Source organism: Nocardia sp. NBC_00508 (genome assembly GCF_036346875.1).
In the GTDB taxonomy this organism is placed as follows: domain Bacteria; phylum Actinomycetota; class Actinomycetes; order Mycobacteriales; family Mycobacteriaceae; genus Nocardia.
Genome location: NZ_CP107852.1, coordinates 7607093 through 7624380, shown reverse-complemented (window position 1 = coordinate 7624380; position 17288 = coordinate 7607093). Strand labels below are relative to the sequence as shown.

Here is a 17288-nt window from a genome sequence, read left to right as displayed (position 1 = left end):
GTCTACTCCCCGCCCGCGCGTCGTTGGATCAGCTTCGCCAGTTGCGCGACCGTCATCGCGAGTTTGATGTCCGCCGGTTCTGTTTCGACGCCGAATTCCTGTTCGATCGCCGCACCCAGGTCGATCGCGCCGACCGAGTCCAGGCCCAGATTCACCAATGCCAGGCTCGCGTAGTCGTCGTCCAGTTCCTCGCCGATGAGCCGGGAAATGAATTGACCGACGAATCTCTCGATGTCCCGAGTTCGTCTTTTGTTCGCCGCGCCGTCATCTTCGGCCGTCGGTCGTGAAAGACGATGCCACGGTCTGTATTTCACCCGCACAATGCTCCCGCCGTTTCTTCCCGAATTGTTGCCGTGTAATAGCTGTACGTCGGGTGCTCCGGTCCCCCCGATCAGTCGCTATTGCATGGGACTACAGCTGGGTCGGGGTTGTCAACAGTCGGTTCTCGGCGGTGCTCGTGGTTTGTGCGCCGGCACCGGTCGCGACCTGGTGTGACGATGTTCGTTGCGCGGATTCGTTGATGAAATCGGTTCTGCTCCTCTAGTATTCGGGTCGAAGGGGGAGGTGGTTCGGTGAATGGAATAACGGACGATTCGGCCACAATCGTGCCTGTCGATCGTTGGCGGCGATACGTTGCCGACAGCCCGTTCAGTTTCGCGATACCGGGCGATCGTCCGCACACTTCGACGCGGACTTCGGCCGCGAACGAGGTCTGCGCCACGGTGCCCATTCCGGATATTCCCGACGACTCGGTCCGGGATCTCGCAATTGGTATGGGGGCGTCTTTTCGGCAGATCTGGCTGGCATTGTTCGCGGCCCTCGTGCACAGGTATACCGGCGAGACGGATTTCCTCGTTGCCGAGGCCACGGCGAAGGGCCTGCTGGCCCATCGCGTCGACCTCGCGGGCTCCCCAGGCTTCCGGGAGCTGGTCGGCAGAGTGACCGCCGAATCCGGCCAGGTGCCGGAACTTCTCGGTCCGATACCGGCCGAGAGCCTCCTCGAGCTGGTTCAGCCCGAGGCACGAGCCTCGGAGCGCACACCCTTCACCGCAGCGTTCGGGACCTCGCTCGACGTATCCGGCACCGGCGCAACGGATATCGCCGAGCTGACCGTGGTCATCGATCGCGGTGTGCTGGTCTACCACCCCGAGCGGTGCTCCCGCGCCGACGCCGAGCTGATCGCGGGCCATCTCGCGACGCTCACCGCCGCCGTACTCGCGGATCCGGATCGCCCGGTGCGCGGCCTGCCGATCCTGGCCCCGCACGAGCGCGCGACCCTGCTCGTCGAGTGGAATGCCACGGCCGTGCCCGTCGAACCCTTCCGGACGCTCCAGGCGAGGATCGCCGAGCTCGCCGTCGCCGACCCGGGGCGCCCCGCCGTCGTCGACGCGACCGCAACCGTGACCTTCGGCGAACTCGACCGGGCCGCCGACCGCCTCGCCGCGTACCTCGGTTCCGTCGGCGTTCAGCGAGGCGACCGGGTGGGGATCCTGCTGGAGCGTTCCGCGGCGAATGTCATCAGCCTGCTGGCGATTCTGCGCAGCGGCGCGTCCGCGGTACCGCTGGATCCGTCGAACCCGCACTCGCGCACCGCGTTCATGCTCGACGACTCCGGGGCGACGGCAGTGGTCACCGTGGACGCCATGACACCACAGCTGGCGGGTACCCACGGGCTGCGGGTCATCAGCCTCGACGGCGACGCCGCCGCCATCGGCTCGGCCGTAGCGTCCGCTCCGCCGCCGGATCCGGAGCCGGACGACATCTGTCATGTGTTCTACACCTCGGGGTCCACCGGGCAACCGAAGGCCGTACTGGAACGGCACGGTGCGATGGCGAACATGATCGCCTGGACCGGGCGCGCCTGTGGCGTCACTCGCGGCGACCGCGCCACCTGGATCTCCTCGCCCGGATTCTCGGTCGGGCTCATGGAGTGGATCCCCTTCCTGGCCAACGGCACCACCGTGTACACGGCATCCGCCGACGCCGCGCGGGATCCGAAACGGTTGCGGGACTGGCTGATCGAGAACGCGATAACGCACACATTGCTGGTCAGCTCGGCCGCCGAACGGGTGTGGTCACTGGATTGGCCGGACCTCTGCGCGCTGCGCTACATGGTGGTCGCCGGTGAACAGGTCCGCCGCTGGCCGCGCGCCGGGCTGCCGTTCGAGGTCGTGGTGAGCTACGGCTCGACGGAGACGACGCTCGTGGCCTCGACCTTCGACGCCGCGACCGGCCTGCGCGTCACCTCGGCCACCGTGACCGAGGCGGAGCGGGACAGCCCGCCGCCGATCGGAAAGCCGATCGCCAACGTTCGCGTCTACGTCCTCGACGAGGCGGGCGAGCCCGTGCCCCGCGGGGTGGTGGGTGAACTGTATGTGGCGGGCACCGGAATCGCCGCCGGCTACCTCGACCGACCCGAGCTGAACAGCGAACGCTTCGTACCGAGCCCAGTGCCCGAGGAGCCCGACGCGATCGTCTGCCGGACCCGGGACCTGGTTCGCTATCGCGCCGACGGAATGCTGGAGTTCCTCGGCCGGGCCGACCAGCAGATCAAGATCCGGGGATTCCGTGTCGAGCCCGGCGAGATCGAAGCCCTGCTGTCGGCCAGGCCGGACATTCTGGAGTGCGCCGTGGCGTTGGAGCCGACGACCACCGGCGGGCGCCTGATCGCCTACCTGGTTCCCGCGGACGGCGCCGAGCTGTCGGCCAGCGGATTACGCGCCGAACTGTCGGAGCGGCTGCCGCATCACATGCTCCCAGCGCAATTCCGGATTCTGGACACACTGCCGAGATCGCGCTCGGGAAAGGTCGATCGCACCGCGCTGACTCCGTCGGTCGGCCTGCGCCTGTCGGGTTTGTCGATCTGATCGGACTGATACGAATGAACGCCATCCCCTCGTCCGGCACGCGGATCTCGCGTGCGCCCGACCCGCACACCGCACTGGCCGAGCGCCGCGCCCTACTGCACGACGGAATGCGCCGCGCCGTCGCGGAACTGAGCGACGAGATCAGACCGATCATCACCTATCACCTGGGCTGGACCGATCCCGACGGAAGACCCGCGAGCGGTGACGCGGGTAAATGCCTGCGCGGCTGCCTGACACTCCTGTCCGCCGAGGCGGTGGGAGCGACACCGGAAATCGCTGTTCCCGGCGCGGTGGCGGTGGAGCTGGTCCACAATTTCTCGCTTCTGCACGACGACATCGTCGACCTGGACCGGGAACGCCGGCACAGGCCGTCCGCGTGGACCGTGTTCGGGGTCGGACCCACCATCGTCGCGGGTGATGTCCTGCTGATGCGCGCCCTCGACGTCCTCGGCGGCACCGGCAACGCCGAAGCCGCCGTCGAGCTGGCCACCGCGACATCGACAATGATCGAGGGCCAGGCGGTCGACCTGTCCTATCAGGTGCGCCGCGATGTCGCCGTCGACGACGTGCTGACGATGTCGGAGAAGAAGACCGCGGCCCTGATCGGCTGCTCGACCTCGCTCGGGGCACTGCTCGGCGGCGGGTCGCCGGACCTGGTCGCGACGCTCCGGGACTTCGGGACCGCTCTCGGCATCGCGTTCCAGGCGATCGACGACATTCTCGGCACCTGGGGCGACCCCGCTGTCACCGGCAAGGACGTCGGTGGCGACGTGCGCCGCCGGAAGCTCACCTTGCCGCTGTCCGCCGCGATGGGGCGGCCCGGGGTGGAGGCCACGGAACTGCGCACCTTGATGAACAATGCCACCGACCTCACCCCGGCGCAGGTCGCCCGGGCGATCCACCTGATCGAGCACTGCGGGGGCAGGCAGTGGACCGAACGCTGTGCGAACCGGCACCATCAGCTGGCGCTCGCCGCGCTCGCCGTCGTGGACAACGGCACCGACGCGTGGCGGCTGTTGTCGGAAGTGGGGGAGTTCGCGGTCGGCCGCTCGTATTGATTCACGACTCGAAATCACACACGACTTCAGAATTGGGGAGATAGATGACTGTCGATATCCAGGTGGGCCGGAGATTTCACCTTCCAGAGCTGAGCCGAGCGGCGGAGAAGGCGCAGAACCTCGATGTGGGGGACATACTGGGGCTCGACATCGATGCCGAACTCCCCGACGACCCCGCCGCGGTGGCCCTGGCGTTGATTCGCGATACCTCGGTCTCCACCGAGGAATTGCGGATCGCCGCCGAACGGCGGATCGCCCAGCGGTCACCGCGACTGCATACGTTCGTTCCGCTGTACACGACGAACCACTGTGATTCCGAATGCAAGATGTGCGGCATGAAGAAGAGCAACACGCGGATGATCCGGAAGCTCGCCGGGAAGCGCGAGATCGAGGACCAGCTGCGTATCCTGCTCGAACACGAGGGCGTCGCCGGCGTCGGGTTCCTGACCGGCGAATACGAAGACGAATACACCCGGCAGGTCAACGCCTTTCGCATCGGCTGGGCGATCCGGACCGCGTTCGACATGGGGTTTCAGCGCGTCTATTTCAATATCGGCAGCATGACGACAGCCGAGATCGAAACACTCGGCGAATGGATCGACCGCGATGAACCGGTGACCATGTGCGTGTTCCAGGAGACGTACGACCGTCACACTTACGAACGCTTCATGGGAAGCAAGGACGGCGCCCCCAAAGCGGACTACGACCGGCGCATCCAGTCCTTCGACCGATGGTTGGACGCCGGGTTCAAGTACGTGAACCCGGGAGCCTTGATCGGCCTGCACGATATCGAATCGGAAATGATCGCGCTGGTCTCCCACGCGACCTACCTCGCCCGGCGCGGCGGGATCGTCGACATCTCGCTGCCGCGGCTGCGGCCCGCCATGGCATCGAGCAGCCGGACCAAGGTCGACGACCAGTCCTACATCCGCCTGATGGCCGCGATCGCTTTCGTCTGCCCGGACCAGCGACTGGTCTTGACCAACCGGGAGGGAAAGGCATTGCGGGACAGCGTCATCGACCTGTGTGGCGTCATCAGCCCCGGCAGCCCGGACGTCGCGCCGTATCGGCGGGGCGACGACATCGTGAACGAGGAGAACTCCTCACAGTTCCTGGTCGCGGACCTGGCCCGGCCGTCGACGATCTTGAAACAGATCACCGACACCGGCCGTGCCGTGCAGAACTTCGCCCCTGATCCCCACTGACGTGCGGCCGGACGGGGGCTCGGCCCCCGCCCGGCGATGCGCTACTTTCGCGTCTTGCGACGCGTGAGGCGTGGATAAGCCCGCAAGACGACACTCAGGAGCAGGGCGATGCCCGGATTGCTGGGATTGATGTACTCGCGGATCGAATCGATACGGCCGTCGCGAATACGCGCTATCCAGCAGTAGCCGTCGATATTCAGCCGGACACCACGCACGACGGCCTTGCGCTCGTACTCGACCACGACATGATCGTCGTTCCGGAACGAGCTGATGATCCGCACGGTGGGCTCGCCGTCGTGCGAATCCTCACCTCCCGAGACGGTGAGCGCCCCGATGACGTCCTCGCGGCCCTTCCAGGTGTAACCGATGGGGACGAGAGTGAACTCGCAATCATCGGTCAGCAGCTCACCGAACTTTTCGAAATCGTGGTCGGCGATGATCTGCAGGTATCGCTCGACAAGTTCCTCGGAGCCGGCGTCTTTCGACGTCATTCGCACTTCTCCTCACTCGTTGCGGGTGGACACGCCGAGGTGTGGTCGGCGTGTGTTATCGGGATCTACGGAAACGCGCACCGGGACATTGCTCCAGCCCGCGAGATTTTGCATGTTCACCCGCCGGCAGCCGTCCCAATCGACCTCGTACCGTGGCATGAAGTCGAGCAATCGCTGCAGGGCGATGGCGCTTTCCATACGGGCCAGCGCCGCCCCCAGGCAGGTGTGGATGCCGAAGCCGAATCCGAGATTCAGCGCCTGGGTGCGGTCGCGATCGATATCGAAGACATCGGGCTCCTTCCAGGCGTCGGGATCGCGATTGGCCGCGCCGACCAGCAGGAACACCGGCTTGCCCGCGGGAATGGTGACGCCGTGCAGCGTGACGTCCTCGCGGGAGCGGCGCACGTTGTACTGCGTCGGTGATTCGTAGCGGAGCACCTCCTCGACCGCGGCGGGGATCTTGCTGCGATCGGCCTGCAATTTCTCCCACTGCTCGGGGTGCTGGGCGAACAACACCACCATGCTGGCCACCAGCCGGGTCACGGTCACCGCGCCCGCTCCGCCCAGAACCAGTGCGAACTGGGCGATTTCGGTGTTGTCCAGGCCGGTGACCTCACCGTTCTCGCGCTGCACCGTGGCCGACACAAGATCGCTGATCATGTCGTTGCGCGGCCGGGCCCTGCGCTCCCGCACCACCTGGTAGTAGACGACCAGCATCTGCAGGGCTGCCTGGAGACCGGTTTGTGAGATCTTCACCGCGCCCGGCTCGCGGTGCAGGAAGTCGTCGAGCCACAGCCGGATCTGCCCCCGACGCTCGTCGGGGACGCCGAGCATCGTGGTGATGACCTCGATGGGGAACAGCGCCGAGAAGTCCTGAACGACATCGAATTTCGCGGTGTCCGCGGCATGGAGATGCCGGTCGATCAGATCCGTCGCCAAGGGGCGCAGCTCTTCGATCGCACGCGGTGTGAACACCTTGTTGACGAGGCCGCGCATATGGCGGTGCTCGGGTGGATCCATGGTGATGATCGACTTGTGCATGGGAGGTTCCCCCGATTGCACGGTGCCGAGGTCCACCCCCTCTGCCGAGGAATATGTCTCGAAGTTCTTGTGCCCGGCCGCGACATCGACATGGCGGCTCAAAGCGTAGAAGTCGTACTTCTCGTTGTAATAGACCGGCGCGTCTTCACGCAACCGGCGATACGTCTCGAACGGTCCGTTGAAATAGTCTTCCGAGAAAGGGTCGAATTCTATTTCTTCAGGAGGCACCTGTGGCCTTCTTTCGCGCATACCGATGTGGCTATGAAGCGGTTTCGTCGTGGTACTTCTTCGTCATCTGATCGATGACCTCTTGGTGCTGCTGGGCGAGTTCGTCGCGCACCTGGGCGGCCCGGGCTGCGGCGTCCAGTGTCGGCTGCGCTTGGCCCTGGAAGTGCGGCATCACCTCGTCGGCGAAGAGCTCGGCCGATCGCTTGGTGGCCGCGGGGTTCGCCCATTCGTGGGCCATCTGCAGCATGCAGCCGAATCCGCCGGACTGGTCCCACAGTCGCTGAACCTGCGCCTGCGCGCGCTCCGGCGTGCCGATGACACCCACTCCGAGATCGTTGATGATGGTGATCATCTCGTCGATCTGCTCGCCCGGCACCGTGAGGTGCGGGAAGGCGGCCACCTTCTGGAAGTAGCGGAACCACGACTCGATGCCGAACTTGACATCCTCGCGGGCTTGCTCGTCGGTCTCGGCGATATGGAACGGCCCGGCCAGGGCCCAGTTCTTCCGGTCGACCCGGGTGCCGAAGGCCGCGGCCTGTTTCTCGGCGATATCCCAGTGGTACTGGAGTGCGTTGAAGTTCTCGAGGGTCAGCGTCGAGCCGATGGAGATCAGGCCGATGCCGTGCTTTCCGGCCAGCCGCGCACCGGTGGGGGAGGAGACCGCCGCGACGGCCAGCGGTATCCCGCCCTCGGAATAGGGGGCGAGTTGCAATCGAGCGTCACGCAATTCGTGCGTCGGTGTTTTCGCGCTGACGGTTTCGCCGGCCAGCAGACGGACAACGATATCGAGATTCGTCTCGAGGAGTTCGCGGGTATCGGTTTGACTCAAACCGATCATTCCGGCGTCCGTCGGAAGTGAACCCGGACCGAACCCGCCGATCAGCCGGCCGTGCGTGAGATGGTCGAGCAGCATCAGCCGGTCCGCGACCCACAATGGGTTGTGGTAGGAGAGGGAGATGACGCCGGTGGCGAATCGGATTCGCTTGGCCCGTTGCGCGGCCGCGGCGATGAAGATCTCCGGCGAACCGATTATTTCGCTGCCCGCCGAGTGATGTTCGCCCAGCCATGCCTCGTCGTAGCCGAGTGCATCGATATGTTCGATGAAGTCGAGGTCGCGCTGTAGCGCGAGCGTCGGGTTGGTACCCGCGCGGTGAAAAGGTGCGATGAAGTACCCGAACCGAAGTCGAGCCATAGTGAATCCTCCCCTTGACGTGATTTCCTGAAGCGTAGCGCGCGGGTCGGCCCGCCGCCATGGTTCGAGTCGACGTTCCGGCGACGGCTGAGTCGTGTCCGCATGCCGCTCCAGCCGTCGATGCTGGTGACCGGCCTGCTCGTGCAAGCTGGGTCCGAATGTTCGGATGTGCGGTGGCCCAGGCGATCTCGCTACCTGCCGGGCGGGTCACCGACCGTTGAAGGGAACCATGACATCCGCCTGATACCGCCGCATCGCCGCCGCCGGGTCGCCCCAGAACAGCGCCGCGGGGACCAATACCCTACTGACACCGAGGCCGCGCAGAATGTCCAGTTCCGCAAGGGCGTTCTTTCCGATGAGGGTGGTACTGACGGTGACCTCGATATCATCCAGATCCCTGTCTTGCGCGACCGCGGCATTTCTCATCTCGGTCAGCAGCGATTTCAGCGCGTCGGCCTCCCTGGTCATCGGAAAGAATCCATCGCCGTAGCTCCCCGCTCGCCTGGCCGATGCGACGGAATTACCGCCGATATGGATGGGTACGGTCTTCTGGGCCGGCTGCGGACGCAGAATGCAGTTGTCGAAGTTGACGTACTTGCCGTGATGGCTGGCGACCGGCTGCGTCCACAGTGCTCGCATGGCGGAAATGTATTCGTCGGCACGCGCACCACGATCCTCGAAAGGTACGCCGACGGCGTCGAACTCCTCCTTCAACCAGCCCAGTCCGATGCCTGCCTCGACCCGCCCGCCGCTGAGGTGGTCGAGCGTGGCGAGTTGCTTGGCCAGGACGACTGGATTCAGCAGGGGAGCGATCATCGTGCCGGTCGCCAGCCGTATGGTGTTCGTCGCCGCGGAGATATACCCGAGCCACACCAGCGGATCCGGGATCGACACATCGTCGCCGCCCGGCATCCGACCGTTCTGGGTATAGGGACACGGTGACGCATAATCGGCGGGAACGACGACATGCTGACTGGCCCACAGGGATTCGAACCCCAACCCCTCGGCCGTCCTCGCCAGGTCGGCCGCAACCGCCGGCTCGCCCATCGTCCCCGTGTTCGCGAAGAGCATACCGAATTTCATCCCTGTTTCTTCCTCCTGATCGATCACATCGTGGCGTCGTGACCGGAGCCTGACCGCGACCTTTCGCCGGGCCTTCCCCGTCGGCGTGCTGAGGTAGCATGCCGACGTACCCTGTGACCCGCCGGTCAGACCGAGGGTATGGCGTGAATCATTCCGGGGGAAGGTCTTTCGTGGTGCTCAAGGTTAGGGCGTGTTTAACAAGTGGCCGTTGCCGAGCCAAACGTTGATGGCTGCGATCTGGGCAGTGGCCAGGTAGCGGACGGCGAGTTTGTCGTAGCGGGTCGCTACTGCGCGGTGTTGTTTGAGCTGGTTGATGCCGCATTCGACGGCGTGACGCTGCTTGTAGATCTCGGTATCGAACGCGTGGGGCCGACCACCGGCGGTTCCTCGCCGTCGGCGGTGGGCGAGTTGGTCGGCAGGGATCGCGATGGTCGCTTTGATGCCTCGCCGCCGCAAGTAGGCGCGATTGGCGCGGGAGCTGTAGGCCTTGTCGGCCAACACGCGGTCTGGTCGCGTGCGGGTCCGTCCAGTCGCGAAGCGGGGGACCTCGATCGCATCGAGGACTGCCGCGAACTGCGGGCTGTCACCCCATTGACCAGGAGTGATCAACAGCACCAAAGGTTTACGGCCCTGCTCGCACGCCAAGTGCAGCTTCGTGGTCCACCCGCCGCGAGAGCGCCCCAGGCCGTGGTCGGCCGGCTCGACGGCAACCCCGCCTGGCGGTTCGACCTGTAGATCCCCCTTTTACGCGCGCCAGCGGCGTGCTGGTGGGCGCGAGCGATCGTGGAATCCACGCTGACCTCTCAAACGATGTCCCCGGCGGCCTCGGCGCAGATCTGCAACGCCGACAAGATCGCTTCCCATACCCCGCCGCGCTGCCAGGACCGGAACAACCCGTACACCGACTGCCACGGCCCATACCGCTCCGGCACGTCCCGCCACGGCGCTCCTACCCTTGTCCGCCAGCGGATCCCGTCGATGAGCTGCCGTTTCATCCATTTCGGCGGGCGCCCGGGCTTCTTACCGATAGGTAGCAGCGGCTCGATCGCCGCCCACTGCTCATCGGTCAGGTCCGCACGCCTCGATGCCGCTACGCTGGTCACGAGGTCTCCGGTATTCGGTTCGTCTTGGTAAACAAACCATCTACCGGAGACCTCGCCCATCTCCCGGGAACGACACGCGAAAACCCAACGCCTACAGGCAACTACGCGTCAATGGCGCCGACATCAGCCCACTTCTTAAACACGGCCTAGGCGGCTCCGCTGGTAAAGACGGCGCAATCGGCGACGACGGTGGTGTGATTCACCGCATGGCGTTCGCGGGCCGCACCTCGACCGGCGACCTGCAAGACCCAACTTTGTCGATACCGCGCCAGTACTCCAACAGCCAGTTGGCCCTGCCGGACGGTGGTGGCATCACCGCCCATTTCTGGGACATCGAATCAGGTCGCAAAGACACCGCCGACCGGGGCCACTCGAACGTGCACGAGCAGTTCGACATCCCGGTCCCGCGTGACGGTGGCATTCAGGACCTGCTCGCCGAAGCGCAGCGACCTGACCGGCGGTTCGACTACGTGATCTGTGAGTCCATCGAACGTATCGCGCGGCGCACGCACGCGGGCACCGCGATTGAGAAACAACTCGAAGATGCCGGGGTGCGTCTGCTGGCCGCCGACGAGCCGTTCCGCATCGGGCAATCGGGCAGCCGCAAAGAGAAGCGGGCCACCCAGACCCTGACCCGCCGGATGAAACAGGGCATCGCCGAGTTCTACGTGATGGAGATGCTCGAGAAGTCCTGGGACGGGTTCGCCGTCCACACCGAGGCCGGATACAACGTCGGCAAAGCCTGCTACGGCTACCGTGCCAAACTCGTCTCCCACCCCGTGCCCGCCAAGCGCGCACGGGGCCAGAAGAAGACCCTGCTCGAACCCCACCCCGCCCAGGCCCCGGTCGTGCAGCGCATCTTCTGGCTGCGCAACGAGGAACGCCTCTCGTTCCAGGCCATCGCCGACCACCTCAACCTCGACCTATCGCTGAACCCGCCGCCAGTGCCGGTCGATCCCCGTTGCGCGGTCGGCCGCTGGACCATGTCCAACGTGCGAGAGGTTCTCAATCAGCCCAAGTACGCCGGGCACATGGTGTGGAACCGGCGCGCGCGTAAGAGCAACGGCGGCAAGTACAACCCACCCTCGGACTGGGTGTGGTCGGAGAAGCCGGTCCACGAGCCACTGATCACCGTCGACGTGTTCCTCACCGCCCAGAAACGCAGAAGCCAGAAGCGCGACACCAGCCGCCGCACCAGCGTGGTCAACACCCACCCCGATACCAAACGGTCCTACCTGTTCCGCTCCTACCTGTGCTGCGACCACTGCAACCGACGCATGTTCGGCAAAACCCGCAAGGTGTCCGCGTATTACGTGTGCGCGCCGAGGAAGGGCTACCGCGAACCGACCCATCCGACGGCCGGATCGTTCCTCGTCCGCGAGCAGGGACTGATCGAGCACCTCAATGCGTTCCTAAACGACCACGTGTTCGGCTTCTACCGCCGCTCGCTGCTGGGCAGCAGCGACCTCGACGCCAGCGTCACCCGGGAACGCGAACAGAAGATCTCCGCACTGCGCCGAGACATCGTGGAAGTCGGAACCAAGAGCAAACGCCTCGTCCGGTCTCTTGAACTCATGGACGAGCCCGACAAAGAGATGATCGCCGACATCAACACCCGCCGCGCCGAACTTCGCGACGAGCAATCCCGGCTCAGCGATCAGCTGACCGAGCTGGAAGCCGAAGACCTGCTCACCCCCACCCCGGCATTGCTGGACGCATTGCCCACCGGCACCGTCGACATCCGGGACCTGCCCGAAGAACTTGCCCGGTCACTGTTCGAGGCGCTGCGCCTGGAGATCCGGTACAACAAAACCCACCACCGCGCGACCTACCGGGTCACACTCGTCGGCCAAACCCTAGCCACCACCCGCAACACGGCACGCAGAACCCTGACACCCCGGCAATACGCGCCCACCGCCCAGGTGGACGGGCGGAATCGGCGCGTCATTCGCAACGCGCCGGTTCCGTTCCCATCTTCGATGTGCCCTCGGCAGGAATCGAACCTGCGACCTGGGGATTCATCGACCCGGCCGAAACGTGGCCGAGCAATGTTTGCACGACGTCACGGTCAACACCCGAGCGGACCCAGCGGGTCGTGCCGCTGTGACGCAACATCTGTGGCCGCGCAGCGAACCCAGCAGCAGCGGCAAGCCGGTCGAACATGTCCTTGACAGCGGAGTAGGTCATCGGCTTGCCCAGCACTCCGCGGAACAGGTTCACGAACACCATGTCGCACTCGGCGGCCGTCCCGTGGCGGCCGTCCGGAGACGGCCAGCATCGGCGCCGGCACTGGAAGCACTCTTCCAGCATATCTGCAGCAAACATGCTGGGGCTTGCGCAGGGGACCTACCCTTCGGTTGCCGTCAGCACTTCGACGTGGTCTGCCAGCGGGAGCGTCTGCTGGCCGGTGTCGCATGTTCGAGGCTCACACCGATCCCCGCCGCGCGTCGCCATGGTCGGCGGCCGGGCGAATAGTCCGTGGCCGGAGACGAACCGATGAGCATTGAGACATCTATCCCGTTGTGCGAAGCGGCCTCTCATGCCCTGCGCTAGGGGAGTTGGCCCACTGCCGACGCCGTGACCTGGGGTTGGCCGTCCTCGATGGCACAACGAGTGCGTGACTTCACCAATGCAGGTGGTCCGTTCGACTTTCCCGTTGTGCGAAGCGGCATTTTATGTCCTCTGCGGCAGGCCAATAGCGTCGGATTCATGGAGTGGAATTTTCGGTCGGCCGAAGAGATCGCGGCTGCCTTGCGTGTCGGTGCGGTGACCTCGGTGGAACTGACCGACGAGGCGATCGCCCACATCGAGCGCGACGACAAGGTGATCAACGCGATCTGTGTACCGGACTTCGACCGTGCGCGGGCCGCCGCACACCGTGCCGACCAGGCGCTCGCCCGCGGCGAGGACCGGCCGCTGCTCGGTATTCCGGTGACGGTCAAAGAGTCCTACAACATGGCCGGGCTGCCCACGACCTGGGGCATGCCGGCGCAGCGGGACTATGTGCCGGCCGAGGACGCGGTACAGGTGTCCCGGTTGAAGGCCGCCGGCGCGGTGGTGCTCGGTAAGACCAATGTGCCGTTGATGCTGCGAGATATCCAGAGCTTCAACGAGATCTACGGCACCACCAACAATCCGTGGGATCACGGCCGCACGTCGGGTGGATCCTCCGGCGGTTCGGCGGCGGCCCTGGCGGCCGGATTCGGCGCGCTGTCCATCGGCTCCGACCTCGCCGGTTCGCTGCGCACCCCCGCGCATTTCTGCGGTGTCTACGCGCACAAGCCGACACTCGGGCTGGCGCCGACCCGCGGCATGGTCGCGCCGTCCGCGCCGGCCTTGCCGATCGACCTCGACCTCGCCGTCGTCGGCCCGATGGCGCGCACCGCCCGCGACCTCGCGCTGCTGCTCGACGTGATGGCCGGACCGGACCCGCTGGCCCACGGCGTCGCCTACGACGTCGCACTGCCGCCCGCGCGCCACGAGCGGCTGTCGGACTTCCGTGTCCTGATCATCGAGGACCATCCGCTCATTCCGACCGGATCGGCGGTGCGGGCGGGCGTGAACCGGGTCGCCGCGGCGCTCGTCGACGAGGGCGCCCGCGTCGAACGGCGCAGTCCGCTGCTGCCCGATCCGACCGAAGCGGCGACGCTCTACATGCTGCTGATGCTGTCGAACGCCGCCACAGGTATTTCCGTCGACGTGTACGAACAGCTGCAGACCCACGCCGCCGCCCTGAGCGCGGACGACCGGAGTCTCGATGCGGCGCGGCTGCGCGGCATGGTGCTCAGCCACCGCGACTGGGTCGAGGCGAACAACCGTCGCGAACTCCACCGCCACGGCTGGCGGCAGCTCTTCGCCGAGTTCGATGTCGTGGTGTGCCCCATCACGCCCACTCCCGCCTTCCCGCACGACCACAACGGAGGTCTGGAGAACCGCCACATCGACATCGACGGCGTCGAGTACCCGTACTTCGACCAGCTCGTCTGGGCCGGTGTGGCCACCATGCCCGGCCTGCCCGCCACCGCCATACCCGCGGGCCGGTCCCCCGAGGGGCTGCCGGTGGGAGTGCAGCTCATCGGTCCGATGTTCGAGGACCGTACCCCGCTGCGGCTGGCCGAACTGCTCGAGCAGAAGATCGGCGGCTTTCAGGCACCGAAGTAGGGCGCACCACCGGGTGTCCGTCGAGGACGAGGTGCGGATGGCAAACGAGGGACGGTGTCGAAGTCTTCGGTCAGCGGCGCGAAGTTGATCGGCTATTCCTGTGTCCGGGTGGGTAAAACCGATGTCACAACCCGAGTTTGGTCACGGCATTGTCTTCCAAGGGGTTGGCCGTGCGGATGTATCCGTGGACGGTGCGCGGGTTGGACCAGCGGCCCTGGCGCATGATCTCGCGGTCGCTGGCGCCGCCGAGTGCGGCCTGCGTGGCGAACCCGGCGCGGAGTGAGTGACCCGAGAAGAGATCGGGGTCGAGCCCGGCCCGGGCGGCATAGCGCTTGACCAGTTCGGCGACGGCGCGACCGGACATAGCGTGGTCGGCGATGGCACCGTGCCGGGTGATGGTGGGGAAAAGGGGAAGGTCCGAGTCGGTGCGTGTGCCGGTGAATCCGTGGCAGCGGTGGATGTCGGCAGCGCCGGTGGGGAGCTCGGACAGCCAGCCACGGACACCGGAAGTTCCTGTGGCGATATGTATTTCGCGCAGACGCAGCCAGTCGGCGAAAGCGCAGACGGGGCAGGTGGCCGGTCGGCGGCCGCGCGGGAGGGCCACGCGCTGTTCGGTCGCGCCGGTCGGGTCGGTCTTCGTGGCGGGCAGCCGGATCAGCAGGATCGGTTCGCCGGTGGCGTGGTCCATGCTCACCTCGACGTCGCCGATGCGCAGTCCGGCGAGTTCGCTGCGGCGCAGGGCTCCGGCGAAACCGACGAGCAGGGCGAGCGCGTCCCGGCGCCGGGCGGGTTCGGTGGGCCAGCCCGGCTCGGGAAGCCCACCCAGGAGTTGGTCGAGAGTGTGCAGCAGCACCGGGCGTTTACGCCGGGGTTGCCCGCGGCGAGTGCGGCGGATACCGCGCAAGGTCAGCCGCACCACATCCGACCGGGTCGGGGAGGGCAGTCCGTTCGCGGCGTGCACCGCGGCGATGGCGGCCGACTTTCGTTCCAAGGTCGCCGGACTGAACGCCCATCCACCCGCATCGCGGTGCGCGTCGGCGGCCGCAGCCAGATAGACAGCGACGTCGAGCGCATCAGCGGGAAGAGCCTGCCTGCCCTCGGCGGCGCACCACGCCGACCAGGCAACCCAGTCGGCGCGATAGGCGCGCAAGGTGTTCGGTGATTGGGAGGCTTCGAGATACCGGCGCAGCGAACCGGCTTGATCGTCGTCGAAGCGATCCCGCACCAGCCGCAGCGCGGCAGTGTCGACCAGCACACTGCGGACGCCGCGGCGCAACTCCGTGCGCACGGATTCGGGGACCGCGACGATGGTGGATCGATCGTCCATGTCTCGGCTCCCGCGTTCCCGTGGCAACTGTCAGTTCGCGCCAAGGTTTCCGCGCGAGATTCCACCCTACGGCACCTCTATCGCCACCTTCGACAACCCGAAGGCCGAGCTCGTTGATGTCCGGTCAACGGTGGCTGGACACCGTGAAAATCGGCTCGACGAGACATGGCATCGAACGGCCGCCAGATGTCTGGCGGGGCACGGACCATGTGGGCCGACCCGCTCGCATGGACGATCCGAGGCGCTTCACCGGTCGTGTCGATGTTGTGCCGTGATGGCCCGGAATCCTGAAGTCGGCCGAGCCGCAATGTAGCTTCGCGCGCAGGCTGATTCGTCTACTGTTGCCCGGCGTGCTTCAGGAGTGGTCGACCGAGGAGATCTGATCGGGTCGTGGACGTTGGTCGGTGAGCAATGCGGCTGGTGGGGAACAAGACGGGCGCGGCTCGCCTCGGGTTCGGTCTGCTGCTGAAATTCTTCGAGATCGAGGCTCTTCGACCTACGACGCGTTGGCCGAGGTGATGGTGCCGGTCGATCGGGTCTGCATGGCGGGTGCCGGAGAACTCTTTGTCGACGAAGATCCGCTCACGCGGCACGCCGAGGGCGATCAGCTGGTCGGTCTGGATCTCGTCGTCTTGTTCGTCAGCCTCGGGAGTTCTGGGCCGTGATGCCGAGAATGGCGAGGAAGGCGGTCGCCGCGGGCGTGCGGCTGACGTGGTTCCAGATGGCGTACTCGACGCGGGCCGGCGCATCAGCTACCTCGATGGTGACTACACCGGCCAGCTGAGGCGCGTAGGCGGAGGGGAGCATGGCCACGGCAAGGCCCGGTCCCACGAGTCGAGCGATGTAGTCCGCGGTGGTCACTTCGAAGGCGACGTCACGGTCGAGACCAGCGGCTGCGAAGGCTTGGTCGGATTGGGCACGTCCTGCTGTCCCGGCGGGAAGGTCCACGAAGACCTCGGAAGAAAGCCTGCGAAGGTCGACGGCTGGTTCGTCGGCGAGTGGATGGTCCGGCGCGACCACGGCGATGAGGCGGTCCCGGGCGAGTTCCTGGGCGGCGACACCTTGCGGTCGCGCTGTGGTCGGCAGCCCAAGGAAAGCCACGTCGATGGCACCTTGCTCGACCTGCTCGGCGAGGTCCTCGCTCGCCCCCACACGCAGTCTGATGCGCACGTGCGGGTACAGCTGGCGGAAGTCACGCAGCGCACCCGGGATATCGACCGCGGCGACGGTAGGGATCAGGCCCACGGCGAGCCGTCCGCGTACTTCCCCGACAGCCGCGGCGACCTCGGCGGCCGCGCGCTCGGCGGCGTCCAGACACTGGCGGGCGGCCGGGAGGAACGCTGCACCGGCCGGTGTCAGCCGCACCCGGCGGCTGGTGCGCTCGAATAGTCTGGCGCCGAGTTCTCGTTCCAGGCGCGCGATCTGGTGACTGAGAGCGGACTGGACAACCAGGCATCGTTCGGCCGCCCGGGTGAAGCTGTTCGTCTCGGCGACGGCGACCACGTAGCGCATCTGCTGGAGTTCCACGGATC

Annotated in this window: 12 protein-coding genes and 2 pseudogenes; 5 read left to right on the top strand and 9 right to left on the bottom strand. The window is 66.1% G+C overall.

All coding sequences use genetic code 11. The features are described from left to right. Nucleotides 1-2: 2 nt before the first annotated feature. Complete coding sequence (locus OHA40_RS34305) at nt 3-314, bottom strand: acyl carrier protein (protein ID WP_330230951.1); 312 nt, start codon at nt 312-314, stop codon at nt 3-5. 408 nt (nt 315-722) lie between these two features. Here OHA40_RS34305 and OHA40_RS34300 point away from each other — a divergent pair, with 408 nt between their 5' ends. The 3 genes from OHA40_RS34300 to nocL are packed head-to-tail and all read left to right on the top strand — an operon-like array spanning nt 723 to nt 5130. Then, a complete protein-coding gene (locus OHA40_RS34300) occupies nt 723-2867 on the top strand; it encodes a non-ribosomal peptide synthetase (protein WP_330230950.1) in 2145 nt (714 codons plus the stop codon). A 14-nt stretch (nt 2868-2881) separates the two neighbouring features. Continuing rightward, nucleotides 2882-3925 carry a polyprenyl synthetase family protein gene (locus tag OHA40_RS34295; protein ID WP_330230949.1) on the top strand — a complete coding sequence of 348 codons (1044 nt, stop codon included), beginning with the start codon at nt 2882-2884 and terminating at the stop codon, nt 3923-3925. Between the two features lie 44 nt (nt 3926-3969). Continuing rightward, entirely contained in the window at nt 3970-5130 is a 1161-nt protein-coding gene (gene nocL / locus OHA40_RS34290; RefSeq protein WP_330230948.1) for a 3-methyl-2-indolic acid synthase, read from the top strand. 41 nt (nt 5131-5171) lie between these two features. Here the strand turns inward: nocL and OHA40_RS34285 are convergent, their stop codons facing one another. The 5 genes and pseudogenes from OHA40_RS34285 to OHA40_RS34265 all read right to left on the bottom strand — a co-directional run bounded on the left by OHA40_RS34285 (nt 5172) and on the right by OHA40_RS34265 (nt 10268). Beyond that, the gene (locus OHA40_RS34285) at nt 5172-5621 is read right to left on the bottom strand and encodes a nuclear transport factor 2 family protein (protein WP_330230947.1); all 450 of its coding nucleotides are present in this window, start codon (nt 5619-5621) and stop codon (nt 5172-5174) included. 12 nt (nt 5622-5633) lie between these two features. Next, the gene (locus tag OHA40_RS34280; RefSeq protein ID WP_330230946.1) at nt 5634-6890 is read right to left on the bottom strand and encodes a cytochrome P450; all 1257 of its coding nucleotides are present in this window, start codon (nt 6888-6890) and stop codon (nt 5634-5636) included. A gap of 31 nt (nt 6891-6921) precedes the next feature. Next, nucleotides 6922-8082, bottom strand: coding sequence for an LLM class flavin-dependent oxidoreductase (locus OHA40_RS34275; protein ID WP_330230945.1), 1161 nt, complete (start codon nt 8080-8082; stop codon nt 6922-6924). Nucleotides 8083-8289: 207 nt separating this feature from the next. After that, nucleotides 8290-9192 (bottom strand): LLM class F420-dependent oxidoreductase, encoded by a 903-nt coding sequence (locus OHA40_RS34270; protein WP_330230944.1) that lies wholly within the window; start codon nt 9190-9192, stop codon nt 8290-8292. Nucleotides 9193-9348: 156 nt separating this feature from the next. Continuing rightward, nucleotides 9349-10268: pseudogene (locus OHA40_RS34265) on the bottom strand (IS5 family transposase). On the opposite strand from OHA40_RS34265, the pseudogene OHA40_RS34260 reads away from it, so the two are divergent. Then, nucleotides 10250-11380, top strand: a pseudogene (locus OHA40_RS34260) (recombinase family protein); the annotation flags it as partial. The pseudogenes OHA40_RS34265 and OHA40_RS34260 overlap by 19 nt on opposite strands. A gap of 832 nt (nt 11381-12212) precedes the next feature. Here the strand turns inward: OHA40_RS34260 and OHA40_RS34255 are convergent. Then, nucleotides 12213-12455 carry a site-specific integrase gene (locus tag OHA40_RS34255; protein ID WP_330234474.1) on the bottom strand — a complete coding sequence of 81 codons (243 nt, stop codon included), beginning with the start codon at nt 12453-12455 and terminating at the stop codon, nt 12213-12215. A gap of 426 nt (nt 12456-12881) precedes the next feature. Here OHA40_RS34255 and OHA40_RS34250 point away from each other — a divergent pair, with 426 nt between their 5' ends. Next, the gene (locus OHA40_RS34250) at nt 12882-14429 is read left to right on the top strand and encodes an amidase (protein WP_330230943.1); all 1548 of its coding nucleotides are present in this window, start codon (nt 12882-12884) and stop codon (nt 14427-14429) included. Nucleotides 14430-14553: 124 nt separating this feature from the next. Here the strand turns inward: OHA40_RS34250 and OHA40_RS34245 are convergent, their stop codons facing one another. After that, nucleotides 14554-15756 (bottom strand): site-specific integrase, encoded by a 1203-nt coding sequence (locus OHA40_RS34245; RefSeq protein ID WP_330230942.1) that lies wholly within the window; start codon nt 15754-15756, stop codon nt 14554-14556. 639 nt (nt 15757-16395) lie between these two features. Continuing rightward, nucleotides 16396-17283 (bottom strand): LysR family transcriptional regulator, encoded by an 888-nt coding sequence (locus tag OHA40_RS34240; protein WP_330230941.1) that lies wholly within the window; start codon nt 17281-17283, stop codon nt 16396-16398. Nucleotides 17284-17288: the final 5 nt, after the last annotated feature.

Excerpts from the sequence above, each read along its gene's own strand:
- OHA40_RS34295 (WP_330230949.1), top strand. The coding sequence starts at position 2,882 with ATGAACGCCATCCCCTCGTCCGGCACGCGGATCTCGCGTGCGCCCGAC.
- nocL (WP_330230948.1), top strand. The coding sequence starts at position 3,970 with ATGACTGTCGATATCCAGGTGGGCCGGAGATTTCACCTTCCAGAGCTG.
- OHA40_RS34285 (WP_330230947.1), bottom strand. The coding sequence starts at position 5,621 with ATGACGTCGAAAGACGCCGGCTCCGAGGAACTTGTCGAGCGATACCTG.
- OHA40_RS34275 (WP_330230945.1), bottom strand. The coding sequence starts at position 8,082 with ATGGCTCGACTTCGGTTCGGGTACTTCATCGCACCTTTTCACCGCGCG.
- OHA40_RS34255 (WP_330234474.1), bottom strand. The coding sequence starts at position 12,455 with ATGACCTACTCCGCTGTCAAGGACATGTTCGACCGGCTTGCCGCTGCT.
- OHA40_RS34245 (WP_330230942.1), bottom strand. The coding sequence starts at position 15,756 with ATGGACGATCGATCCACCATCGTCGCGGTCCCCGAATCCGTGCGCACG.